The organism is Sorangium sp. So ce124, from assembly GCF_051525235.1.
Lineage (GTDB): Bacteria > Myxococcota_A > Polyangia > Polyangiales > Polyangiaceae > Sorangium > Sorangium atrum.
In genome coordinates this window covers 12,095,388-12,107,379 of the sequence record NZ_CP150312.1, presented here as the reverse complement: position 1 = coordinate 12,107,379, position 11,992 = coordinate 12,095,388, and the positions used below count along the sequence as shown (strand labels likewise).

The 11,992-nt window shown below is 72.5% G+C and carries 7 protein-coding genes; 3 read left to right on the top strand and 4 right to left on the bottom strand.

Annotated features, from left to right (window positions below; genetic code table 11):
* Positions 1–25 precede the first annotated feature (25 nt).
* Positions 26–955, top strand: a complete 930-nt coding sequence (locus tag WMF19_RS45465) for a LysR family transcriptional regulator (protein WP_437896052.1) — start codon at positions 26–28, stop codon at positions 953–955.
* A 90-nt stretch (positions 956–1,045) separates the two neighbouring features.
* Here WMF19_RS45465 and WMF19_RS45460 read toward each other — a convergent pair whose 3' ends face one another.
* Entirely contained in the window at positions 1,046–2,125 is a 1,080-nt protein-coding gene (locus WMF19_RS45460; protein WP_437325836.1) for a hypothetical protein, read from the bottom strand.
* A gap of 103 nt (positions 2,126–2,228) precedes the next feature.
* A complete protein-coding gene (locus WMF19_RS45455; RefSeq protein ID WP_437896051.1) occupies positions 2,229–2,903 on the bottom strand; it encodes a DsbA family protein in 675 nt (224 codons plus the stop codon).
* 431 nt (positions 2,904–3,334) lie between these two features.
* On the opposite strand from WMF19_RS45455, the gene WMF19_RS45450 reads away from it, so the two are divergent.
* Positions 3,335–6,277: an Eco57I restriction-modification methylase domain-containing protein gene (locus WMF19_RS45450; RefSeq protein ID WP_437896050.1), complete on the top strand. Its 2,943-nt coding sequence runs from the start codon at positions 3,335–3,337 to the stop codon at positions 6,275–6,277.
* Positions 6,278–6,333: 56 nt separating this feature from the next.
* Here the strand turns inward: WMF19_RS45450 and WMF19_RS45445 are convergent, their stop codons facing one another.
* The gene (locus tag WMF19_RS45445; protein WP_437325833.1) at positions 6,334–6,804 is read right to left on the bottom strand and encodes a response regulator; all 471 of its coding nucleotides are present in this window, start codon (positions 6,802–6,804) and stop codon (positions 6,334–6,336) included.
* A gap of 466 nt (positions 6,805–7,270) precedes the next feature.
* The gene (locus tag WMF19_RS45440) at positions 7,271–9,592 is read right to left on the bottom strand and encodes an SdrD B-like domain-containing protein (RefSeq protein WP_437896049.1); all 2,322 of its coding nucleotides are present in this window, start codon (positions 9,590–9,592) and stop codon (positions 7,271–7,273) included.
* A gap of 923 nt (positions 9,593–10,515) precedes the next feature.
* Here WMF19_RS45440 and WMF19_RS45435 point away from each other — a divergent pair.
* Entirely contained in the window at positions 10,516–11,946 is a 1,431-nt protein-coding gene (locus WMF19_RS45435) for a hypothetical protein (protein ID WP_437896048.1), read from the top strand.
* Positions 11,947–11,992: the final 46 nt, after the last annotated feature.

Here is an 11,992-nt window from a genome sequence, read left to right as displayed (position 1 = left end):
GCGGGCCGTGGCATGGTGATGCGCGGTGCACGACTCCATCACGCTCGAACAGCTGCGCACGTTCCTCGCGGTCGCCGATGAGGGCAGCTTCTCGGCCGCGGCCAGGAAGCTCCGGCGTGTCCAGTCGGCCGTGAGCCACGCGATGGCCAACCTGGAGAGCCAGCTCGGGGTCGCCCTCTGGGACCGGTCGACGAGGATCCCGGCGCTCACGGAGCACGGCCGCGTCCTGCTCGGCGCCGCGCGGCGGGTGTGCGCCGACGCCGACGCGCTCAGCAGCACCGCGCAGCGGCTCGCCGGCGGCCTCGACCCGCTCGTCTCGCTGTGCGTCGATGCCGTCTTTCCGCTGTCCGCGCTCGTCGATCTCTGCGTCGAGTTCGCGCGCGTCTACCCCACCGTGGAGCTCGTCGTCCACACCGAGACCATGGCCGCCGTCGCCGATCGCGTCCTCGACGGCACATGCCAGCTCGGGGTCGTGGGGCCGACGGCGACGGCCCAGGGGCTCGAGCGCCAGCACCTCACCTCGGTGCGCATGGTGCCTGTCGTCGGCAAGACACACCCGCTCGCCGCCGCAGGGCCGCGCGGCGCGCGCGTCGCGACCGAGCAGCTGCGCGAGCACGTGCAGATCGTGCTGAGCGAGCGCGGCGGAGCGCGCTCGCCGGAGCAGGCCGTCCTGTCCCCCCGCACCTGGCGCGTCGTGGATCTCCAGACCAAGCGAGAGCTCCTGTGCGCGGGGCTCGGCTGGGGGAACCTGCCAGAGCACATGATCCGCGACGACCTCAGCGCCGGGCGCCTGGTCCGCCTCTGGCCGGCGGCGTGGGGGGACGACGAGCACGTCCTGCCGCTCGCCGTGGTCCACAGGCCGGGCCTCGTGCAGGGGCCCGCGGGGCAATGGGTGCTGAAGCGCCTCGTCGAGCTCTGCCGCCAGCACGTGGGGGGCCCGGAGGCGCCGCGGTGATCTGAAGTCGAGCGGGGTCGAGCAGGGAGAGCGGCGAGGGCGTCCATCGACGCTCGCGCTCGCACCGGGCTCCCGGAGCCGGCGCGGGCTTCAGAGCGACAGCCGCGACAGCAGCTCGTTCACGCGGAGCGCGGCCGCCACGCTCCCGATGTCGTGCGCGTAGTCCATGGCCGCGAACAGGTGGGTCTGCTCGAGATCGAGCCGCTCCGGAGAGCGCTCGAGGAGCGCCACATAGTGATCGAAGAAGCGGCGCTGATCCATCTGCGTGCGCTTCAACACGGCGTGGCGCACCGTCGCGTGCAGCGCGAAGCGGCCCGCGAACGGCTCCTGCACCAGCCGGAAGCGGCGCAGCGAGGCCAGCGCGTCGCCGGCGCGCCGTCCGGCCCGCGCGAGCTCGGCGAGGGAGCCCTCGTCGATGTGGTCGCCGTTCGAGTGCGCCAGCACCGCGAGCATCCGCCGCGCCGCCGGCGAGAGCCCGCGGAAAGCCCACGCGACGAGCAGGCCGACCTCGGGGAGGTCGTCCTCGTGATCGATGACCTGCACGCGGTCGACGCCGCCCGCCACGAGCCACCGGTGGAGCTCGGCGACGTCGGCCGCGCCGCTCTCGACGATCGCGTCGGCGAGCTCCAGGGAGACCGGGTTCCAGCGGAGCAGGCGGGTCAGCGAGGCGACCGCTGGGAAGGGGCTCCGCCCGGAGGTCACGAGCGGCGCGATGACCGGAAAGATGGAGACGCCGGCCACGAGGCAGCGCCGCGCCGTGATGACCCAGGTCACCGCCTCGTCGCGGAGGCCGTCGAGCAGCTCGGCGACGGCGCGGTCGTGCTCGTGGTTGTCGAGCACGATGAGCATCTCCCCGAGCGCCCGCAGGCGGCTCCGCAGCGCAGGCAGCGATGGCGACGGCCCTGCCCCGAAGCGGAGCGACAGCATGCCGCGCAGCGTGCGCGCGTCCCATGCGCCGACCCGGAACCAGTGGATCCCGCCGGGGAGCTCGCGCGCGAGCTTGTGCCCGAGCGCGCACGCGAGCGTCGACTTGCCGCTGCCGCCGGTGCCGACGAGCGCGACGCGGGTCGGGCGCGACGCGCGGACCGTCGCCACGAGCGTCGCGAGCTCGCGGCGACGGCCGCGCAGCGAGGGGGGGCGGGGAGGGAACACGAGCGGCGATGCGGTCATCCCCGCGCGAGCGTACCAAAAAGCGCGCGAGGCGCCGGTGCCCGTCGCGGCGGTCGCGGCGGTTCACCCGCGTCATCGCGGCGGTCGCGGCGGTTCACCCGCGTCATCGCGGCTCGAGCATGATCTCCTCTATCGCGCGGGAGATCGGCTCCGGCGACATCGAGGTGAGGCGGAGCCGGCGGGGCTCCTGCCCCTCCCGGATCAGGAACAGCGCCGGCACGCCCCGGACCTGGAGCGCCACCGCCTCGGCCCGCGCGGCCTCGAGCTGCTTCACGACCTCCGGGCTGTCGCGCTGCGCCATCGCTCGATCGGCGTCCACGCCCGGCACCTCGGAGGCGACGCGCAACAGGAGCTCGTCCGTGATCGCCGGGCGCTCGCGCTCCTGGAGCCGGAAGAAGCGGTCGACGAAATCGAAGAGCCGATCCTGCATCCCGACCGCGGCAGCCATGCGCGCAGCCTGCACGGAGCTCGGACCGAGGAACGCGAGATTCCGGAATACGAGCTTCACCTGCTTCGTCCTCACATGGCGTTCGAGGATCACCGGCAAGATTTCGAGCCCGTAATCCCGGCAATGCGAGCAGCGCAGATCCGAGAACTCGACCAGCGTGATCGGCGCGTCCGGGTCCCCGAGGACGATGCCGTCCTGGGGAATGCCGGAATAGAGGTCAATCCCGCCGGCGACCGCGCCGGTGGGCTCCTGCGCAGGGTCCTCGCTCGCGCCGTGGCACGCCGAGATCCCGAGCAGGAGCGCGGCGAGCAGGGCGCCGCGCCGCGCCACGGAGTCAGCGCGTGAATTGCGTGAATGAGCGAGTGCGTATCGTTCGAACAGCTCAGGATTCATTCTTGAGCATGCGGCACGAACCATACCTCCATGGGGCCGCGTGCCAGAGATGCTTTCACGAGGATCTCGGTAAACCGTGCTGGGTGAGGACCTCCGGGCGAGGAAGGACTCCTCTCCAGCGCGCCGCGCGGCTCGAGGAGCGGCACGGGCAAGCGCCGAGAGCGCCGGAAGGGGTCGGGACATGGAGGTCTCCTCTCGGCGTTCCTCCCGCCGTGGCGGTCCGCGCGGCGCCGCGGCCGGCCGCGGGCCGCGCGGACCGCCACGACGGGGCGCGACGCCGCGCCGGGGCGCTTGCCTGCACCCGGTCTCATCCGCAATGCTGTTGCGGAACCTGCGTGTCCTCGGAATGCCCTCAGCTCAGCGCCGCCATGGGCCGCGACCGTGAACGGGGCGGCGCCCTCGCCCCGCGCGGCGCCGCGAGGGGAACGGGCGCGTCCCTCGACGGATCCGGGCCGTCCGCCGACGGCGTGGCGCGGCAGCTCCGGGACCGGGCGCAGGGCGCGCTCGGCGAGGTCCTCCGCGGCTTTCAGGCGGCGGATACGCAGGGCGGCGACGTCGCGTGCGCCGGCTCCGCCGAAGGGCGGCGGCGCCTCCGCGCCGGCCTCGTGTCCGCGTTGATGCGGCTCATCTTCCTCCTCTACGCCGAGGCGCGCGGCCTGCTCGCCGGCGTGGAAGGCGGCGGCGCGCCGCTCGCTCGGCTCTTCGAGGATCTCCAGGAAGAACGGCGACGGCAGGGAGACGACCTCGAGCGCCGCCACGGCGCGTGGGCGAGGATCGCGGCGCTCTTCCGCGCGCTCCGCGATCGCGGTCCCGGGGGCGCGCGCGGCGGCCTCTGCGATCCGGACGCCCATCCCTTCCTGGAGGGGAGACCGTGGCTCAGCGACGGCGCGCTCCACCGGGTGCTCTCGGCGCTCCTCGCGCACGACGGCGTGCCGCTGCGCTACGGCGAGCTCGAGGTCGAGCACCTCGGCACGCTTTACGAGGGCCTGATCGCCTTTGACCTTGAGATCGCCGAGGGCGAGTCGATGGCGCTCTTGCCGTCGCACGTCGTCGTCGATCTGGAGGCGCTCCTCGCCCTCCCCGGCCGTGACCGGCTCGCGCGGCTCGAGGAGGCGGCGGACCTGAAGCTCGGCGCGCGGCCGGCAGCGCGCGTCGCCGCGGCCGGAAGCGTGGCCGAGCTGTCGCAGGCGCTCGCGCGACGCGCGTCCCCGCGGCACCCGGACCGGATCGCGCGGGGCGCGCTCTACCTGCAGCCGGGGCAGCTCCGGCGGCGCGCGGGCTCGTACTACACGCCGCGGGAGATCACGTCGCACGTCGTCGAGCGCACGCTGTCGCCGCTGCTCGACAGGGACGGCCGGCCGGCGGCGCCCGCGGATGTCCTCGCGCTCGCCGTGTGCGATCCAGCGATGGGGTCCGGCGCGTTCCTGGTGGAGGCATGCCGCCAGCTCGCCGCGCGCCTCGTCGAGGCGTGGCAGAGCGCCGGCGCGGCGCCGCCGCTCGCGCGCGACGAGCCGCCGCAGCCGCCGCTCGCTCGCGCGATGGCGCTCGTGGCGGAGCGCTGTCTGCACGGCGTCGACCTCGACCCGCTCGCGGTCGACCTCGCCAGGCTATCGCTGTGGCTCGTCGTGCAGGACGCGCGCCTCCCGCTGAGCTTCCTCGACGGCAAGCTCCGCTGCGGCGATAGCCTCATCGGCGCCGAGCGCGCGGAGGTCGGCGGCTTCCCGGCCGCCGCGAAGCTGCCCGGCGGCAGCGGGGAGCGGCAAACACGGCGGGCCCTGCTGCGGCAGGCTCCTCTACCCCCGCGGCCGGAGGGCGCGACGCCGGAGGGCGCCGAGGGAGCGCCCCGCAACGGGCCGGAGGGCGCCGAGGGAGCGCTCCGCAACGGGTCGGAGGGCGCCGAGGGAGCGCCCCGCGGTGGGCCAGAGGGCGCCGAGGGAGCGCCCTGCGGTGGGCCAGAGGGCGCCGAGCGAGCGCTCGGCGATGGGCTCGAGGGGGCGGACCAGGCGGCGCTCGACGCCTGGATGGCCCTGTGGTTCTGGCCGCCGGCGGGCGAGCTCGCGGCCCTGGCGCCGGCGCCTGCCACGTTCGCGCGCTACATGGCCGCCGCGCGCGAGCCGGCCGATCCGCGGGCGGCGCTGTCGCGGCGCATCGCCGAGGAGCGCCGGTTCCTGCACTGGGAGCTCGCGTTCCCCGGCGTCTTCGATCGCCCCGAGCCGGGCTTCGACGCCGTGATCGGCAATCCGCCGTGGGTCGCGTACGTCGGCCGCGCGGCGCAGCCGATCGCGCCCGAGGTCTTCCACCTCCACCTCCGGAGGAACCCGGCGTTCCACGGTTACCGCTCGCTGCACGGCCTGTTCGTGCACCGGGCCGCATCGCTGCTGCGGCCGGGCGGGCGGCTCGGCCTCGTCATCCCCACGTCGGTGTCGGATCTCGATGGATACGGCCCGACGCGGCGCGCGCACGACGCGCTCTGCGCCGTGGACTCCGACCTTCCGAGCTTCGGCAGCGGCGCCTTCGACGGCGTGTTCCAGCCGTGCATGGGCCTCCTCTCGACCCGCCTCTCCCCCGCCGCCCCGCGGGCGGCTGCGATCGCCTCGTGGCCGCTCGCGCGTTCGGATCTCGACGTCGTGTCCCGCCGGCTCCTCGATCGGCTCGGCGCGCTGCCCCCGCTGCCGGCGGCCCTGTTCGGCGAGCGCGGGTTCCAGACGACGACCGAGGACGCCGAGCGCATCCGGCGCGCGGACGCCCCGGAGCCGCCGTATACCTGCCCCATCCGGGAGGGCGCCGACGTGGGCGAGCTCGTCGCGCGCGCGCCGCGCCACCACGTCGATCGCGCCGGCGTGAAGGGCCGCTTCCGGAAGGACGAGGACTGGAAGGCGGTGCGGCTGCTCATCCGCCAGACCGCCCGCTATCCGATCGCCGCGCTGAGCGACGGCCTCCCGTTCCGCAACTCGATCCTGGCCGGCTTCTCCGACGCCACCTGGAGCGAGTTCGCGCTGCTCTGTTATCTCAACTCCTCTCCTGTCCGCTGGTGGCATTACACCCGTCACCGGGACGCGCGCGAGGGCATGCCGCAGGTGAAGATCGCGCACCTGCGCGCGATCCCTGCGCCCCCGCCGGCGGGAGCCGCCCTGATCGCGGCGCTCGACGCGCTCGGACGGGAGCTCGGCCCGGCGAACGCGGGCCTGCCAGCCGACGCCCGGCGCCACCTGGACGGGACGGTGGCGAGCATGCTCGAGATGACCGAGGAGGAGCGGGGCTGTGTCGCGCGCTGGGCGGCGGCGACCCCGCTCCCGCGGCCGGACGGCTGAGCGGCGGCCCCGGCGCGCGCAGGCGCGCCCCCTCGTCCAGTCCACGTCAGTCCTTGTCAGTAGCCGCCGTCGAAGCCGGGCGCGTCCTTCAGGTTGAACAGGACGCTGCGGAGGTCGTCCAGATCGAACGGCTTCTCGAAGACGGCCGAGGCGCCCAGGCTGCGTGCGGCTGCGTGGAGGTGCGGGTGGCCGAACGCGGTGATCAGGATGACCGGCGGCCGCCGCCTCACCTCGGCGAGGCCCTCCAGGATCTCCATCCCTGAGAAGCAGGGCATCTGGATATCGCTGACGATCGCGTCGATCGGCTTCGGGGGCTCGTTCCCACCGAGGCAGGGCGCCACCTTGTCGAGCAGCTCGAGGCCGTTTCGCGCCTCGGACACCTCGAACCCGTCGCTGCGGAGCGCCATGGCGATCGTGGACCGGAAGTCATCGTCGTCTTCGGCCAGGACGATATGCTGACCTTTGCCGAACAAGCCGCAAGGCGGGACCAGGGGCTTATCGCCAATCCAGCTTTCCGTCAGGTTCATGGCAACTTCTCCTTCTTCTGGCCCGCCAACGCTGTGTCGTTGGACCGTTTACCGCGGTCCTCGGAGCTCAGCCCCGCAGGATTTGCAGCGCCCGTGCCATGCTGTCCTGCCTTGCGGTGGAGCGGCCTCGACGGGTTCGACCCCGCTCCTTGGCGGGGCGCTGTTCGAGGCGTAGGCGGCGCCAGCGGGGGGCTCCCTTCGGGGCGGCAGGGGCAATTTGCCGCGGAAGGGGCAGATCACGCCCATACGGGGGCATACGGTGTCCACGCGCGTCGAGGAACGTTCCGTCCTGAGTACGAGGTGGCCATCCCGCCAGGCGCGGCGAGGAGGAGGCGGCGGAGGGCGGAGGGGAGGCTGGAAGGGGGAGGGGAGGCCGGGAGGGGGAAGAGGCTGGGCCAGCGTCGGCGGCTCTCCAGGCTGGTCGCTTGGAGCGGGCGCTGGCCCCGGGGGCGCTCGCGACTACGTCTCAGCGGCCGCAGCCGCGGTCATGGTCGCGATCGTTGCGGTTGTCCTCGCAGTCAAGGTCGTCGCGGTGGGGGGCGCAGAGATAGCCGTTGTTGTACTTGTCGAGTCTCTCGGCCAGGGGCTCGCCGGTCGCCCAGGGCGCGTTCCTGCTGCAGTTGTCCTTCACGTTGCTGCCGAGCGGGTACTTCTTGAGCCAGGCGTCGGCCTTGGCGATGGTGTCCTCGATGCAGCTCGACTGGTTGCCGATACCGACGTTGAGCTTGGCGACGATGAGGTGCTTCGCGATGATGTAGGTGACGTCGCCCCGCGTCGGACGGCTGATGATGTCGAGCAGCTGGGACTTCGTGTACGTCTTGCCGCCGATGGTCAGCTTCGTGATCTTCCAGGCGTTCGGGTGGTTCTTCCAGTAACCGGGGGAGCCGGTGCCGGGGGAAGAGCACTTGCAGACGCCGCAGTCGGCGGCGCAGCTCGAGCAGTTCTCGACGCCCGCCTTGCACACCCCATCGCCGCAGACCGGCGGGCAGGCGCCGCAGTCGCCGGCGCAGTTCGAGCAGGTCTCACCGACCGCGCAGACCTTGTCGCCGCAGACCGGCGGGCAGATGCCGCAGTCGCTCGGGCACTCGAGGCAGTTCTCGCCGGCCTCGCACCTGTCGTTGCCGCAGACCGCGGGGCAAGCGCCGCAATCGCCGGTGCAGTTCGAGCAGTCCTCACCGTTCTCGCAGACGTTGTTGCCGCAGACCGCGGGGCAGGCGCCGCAGTCGTCCGAGCAGGTGCCGCAGTCCTCGCCGGCCTCGCAGGTGCCGTTGCCGCAGACCGGCGGGCAGGCGCCGCAGTCGGCCGCGCAGGTGCTGCAGCTCTCGCTGCCGTTGCAGGTGCCGTCGCCGCAGACCGGCGGGCACACGTCGCAGTCGGCGCTGCAGCTGCCGCAGTCCTCGCCGATCTCGCAGGTGCCGTTGCCGCACTGGGGCGGGCAGACGCCGCAGTCGACAGCGCAGCTGGAACAGCTCTCGCCGCCGCCGCAGACGCCGTTGCCGCAGGAGAGCCGGTAGCCGAAGTCCGCGTCGAGGAGGTCTTGTGCCCAGCCGAGCGAGACCACGCCCACGTTGTCGAGCCCGCCGTCGGGGTCGGCCGTCGGCTCCTGCCCGGCGAGCGGACCGCTCGTCATGAAGTTGTCGGGCGTGATGACCACCGAGTAGGTGCCCGCCGGGAGCGTGTCGAAGAGGTAGAAGCCGGGCTGGCCGGTGTAGGGGCTCGTGCCGGTGATGGTGAAGTCGATCAGCTGGGCCCCCTGGAACAGCTCGACACGGACGCCGTTGACGCCGAGCTCGCCGGTCTCCGGCTCGTAGAGCCCGTCGGCGTCGCTGTCGAGCCAGACCGTGTCGCCGATCGACGAGTAGGTCACGTAGCCGAAGTCGGCGTTGGCCACGTTCTCGCCCGCGTCGAGGGACACGCCGAGCGGCTCGTCGTCGCTTGTCAGGATGTGGCCGAGCGGGAGCGTCGCGTCGTCGACGTCGACGGCGTAACAGCCCGCCTCGAGCTCGGTGAAGCGGTAGACCCCGTTCGCGCCGGTCACGGCCGTCTGGAGCAGGGCGCCGTCGGCGACACCGTCGCAGTTGGCGTCGCCGAAGAGGTCGACGACGACGCCGGAGATGCCGAGCTCGGAGGCGTCCTCGACGCCGTCCGCGTTCGCGTCGAACCACACCTTGTCGCCGATCGAGCCCTTCGGCGCGGTGTAACAGACCTCGAGGAGAGGGCGGTAGCCCAGGTCGGTGTGGGCGCTGCCCTTGTACGATGTCTTTCCGCTGGCGCCCTCCTCGAGGAGGATCCCGTAGCTCGGCGACGTCCCGTTCACCCAGTCCTGCACGATGCCGGTGAGATCGACCGTGCTCCACCCGGTGACGTTGGGCACGAACGAGGTGAACGCGGCGGGGTCCATGCCGCCGAAGTTGTTCCACGTCACGAGCTCCTCGCTCCAGGGGGCTAGTACCTGGTGGACGTACACGGTCTTCGCGGTGCTCGTGTACGTCAGGGCGTAGAAATTGGCCGACGTGACGAGAGAGCCGGCGGGGATGGAGCTCAGATCGAAGCGGAACAGGGCGCGCTTCTCTCCGACCGAGCTGGAGTACCCGGTGTTGACCTCGAACGGGGTCGGGACGTGGTAGCTCGGGGCGAGGCTCCAGATCTCGGCGTTGTAGACGTCGCCCAGGACACCCCGCTTGATCACGGTGCACGTGGGAGACGGAGCGGCGGTGTTGGCGAGGCCGGTGGCGGTGATGAACAACGTGGCGAGGGCGGCAGAAGATGCGATTGCAAACTGCTTCATGGGTAGCTCCTTGAGGTCCTCACGGGTGAACCATTGATGGAGCGCCATCCGAATAGCAGGCACCATGACACACGGGTCAGGCGAGGTCGGTTTCGCGGGCTCCGGTCGGAATGAGCCCCCGCGGGCTGATCAGGATCGGATCAAGTACGCGGGTGCTTTTGCTTCGATCGGAAAGCGGATGCGCAAGGTGACAGTGTTCAAGTTAGCAACTCAGAGATGAAAGTGTCCAGATCTTTTTGGCGATAGACGCGAGAAAGTTATCGAGTTGTACGGTGACAATTTTGGGTCGTGCGGTGACGCTTTTCGTCGTCTCGCGGCTGCTCGCCGTTTGCTCACGGTTCGTGGCGACGAGCGCAGTCTGGCGCATCGAGTTCGATCGCCAGAACACTCGCCAGCTCGACGGTCGGTGCGCAAGCTCGCGGCTCGCGGGGGGCTCTGGGCGTTCGGCGGCGTTCGGCGGCGTTCGGCGGCGTGCGGCGGCGTTCGGCGGCGTGCGGCGACGCTGAGCAGCCCTCTCCGACCCTTCGCAGGGGTCGAGGGACGAACAGGATCGGATCAGGTACGCGGGAGTGCCTGACGAGATTTGATGCAGAACGCACACAGGACCATTTTTAAAGATAACGAGTCTTTGCTTTGCCTGTCTAGATCCTTTTTCGGGGCGTGAGCATTTTGTGTGGCTCTTGGTTTCGGGTACGGGTGGGCCCGGGCGTTGCTTGTCACGCGGCGCTCGTTAGGCGGAGCGAGCAGGCTGCGTCGCGGTTCGCTGCGATCATCTGGCGTCAGTTGCACCCCGCGCACCCCGCGCACCCCGCGCACCCCGCGCACCCCGCGCACCCCGCGCACCCCGCGCATCCCGCGCCGCGCGGGCGGCGCTCCAAGCCTGCCGGCTGCCGCCCGCGCGCGGGCGCTGCTACGGTTCGGCTGTGCGACGCCCGCTGCTCGCCTCGTCCGCCCTGTTCCACGCGCTTCGCCTCGCGTCGCTCGCGTCGCTCGCGTCCATCGTCCTCGCCGTCCCCCGCGCGGGCGCCGCGCAGGACCTGCCGACGCTGAGCGGGTCCTGGACGGCGAGCGCGCTCACGGAACAGTGGTCGGTCGCCGCCTGGGGGCAGGCGTGCGGGCCCAGGCCGCGCCCGCAGGGCGCCCCGGGCGGCGCCGTGCAGATCCAGCAGCACGGCTCGGAGCTCTCGATCTCGGGCGCCGGACGGTCGTGGAGCACCGCCGAGTGCTGGGAGCAGATGCCCGGGCTCGCGCGGAGCAAGCACTCGGCCTCTGGCAACGCGCGCTCCTGGCAGACCCGCTGCACGACGCCGGCCAGCGACCCCCGCCGGGCCGTGGTCACCACCACGACGCAGGCGACCGACGCCAGCATCAACATGGTGGAGACGGGGCAGTACCAGTTCATCATCCAGGACACGACCTGCAGCGCGTCCGTGACGAGGACGCGGACCTACACGCTCGTCCGGCGCGAGGGCGAGGCGCCCCCCGCGGCGAGCGCCCCGCCGCCGGTGGCGAGCGCCCCGCCGCCGGTGGCGAGCGCCCCGCCGCCGGTGGCGTCCGCGGCGCCCGCTGCAGCCGAGAAGAAGCCTGCAGCCTCGCGCACCTGCGACGCCCCCGGCGAGCCGGCGCGCCTCGAGGTCACGCCGTCGCGCAAGCTCATGCGGCCGGGCGAACGCTTTCAGTTCCGCGCGCTGGTCATGGATGCGGAGGGGTGCGCGCTCCCGACGAGGCCCACGTGGTCGATCGCGCCGGGGCCGCTCGCGTCCGCCGCGACGGTCGACGCGACAGGCGCCCTCTCGCTCGGCGCCGGCGCGGGCGAGGGGGCGCTCGGGCTCGTCGCGTCCATCGCCGGAAAGGGGGTGACCGTCGCGATCGAGGTGACGAGCCCCGATCGTTACGACGCGCTCCTCGCGACGAGCGGCCTCAACGAGGCGGGCGAGAGCGAGCAGGCCGCCGTCGTGGTGATCGCGGCCGGCACCATCGGCGGGCGCACGACCTCGGGCGAGGATCTGGGACGCCAGCGCAAGAACCTGTTCGTGGCCATCGTGGGTGGGGTCGCGGCCTGCCTCGGATTTGCCGGGTTGATCCTGCTCCGCCGAGGCCGGCGGCGGACAGGAGGCGAGGTGGAAGGCCCGGCCTCCATGGCCGGCGCCGCCGGCGAGCACGACAGCGCAGGCGCCGAGGGAACCCCGGCGCCCGCAGAGGCCTCGTTCGGGGGCGTCGCAGGGCCAGCCGCGGCGCCGGTCCGGCCGACGCTGCGGGCTCGTGGAAAGATCTGCCCCACCTGCGGCGACCGCTATCCGAGCGAGGCGATGTTCTGCGGGAAAGACGGCACGCAGCTGCTCCTGCTCAATTGATCGCGCCACACTGCGCGCTGCGGCCGCGCGGGGACGTGGACGCGCG

Coding starts and splice junctions, on each gene's coding strand:
- WMF19_RS45445 (WP_437325833.1), bottom strand. CDS start 6,804: ATGAACCTGACGGAAAGCTGGATTGGCGATAAGCCCCTGGTCCCGCCT.
- WMF19_RS45440 (WP_437896049.1), bottom strand. CDS start 9,592: ATGAAGCAGTTTGCAATCGCATCTTCTGCCGCCCTCGCCACGTTGTTC.
- WMF19_RS45450 (WP_437896050.1), top strand. CDS start 3,335: ATGGGCCGCGACCGTGAACGGGGCGGCGCCCTCGCCCCGCGCGGCGCC.
- WMF19_RS45460 (WP_437325836.1), bottom strand. CDS start 2,125: ATGACCGCATCGCCGCTCGTGTTCCCTCCCCGCCCCCCCTCGCTGCGC.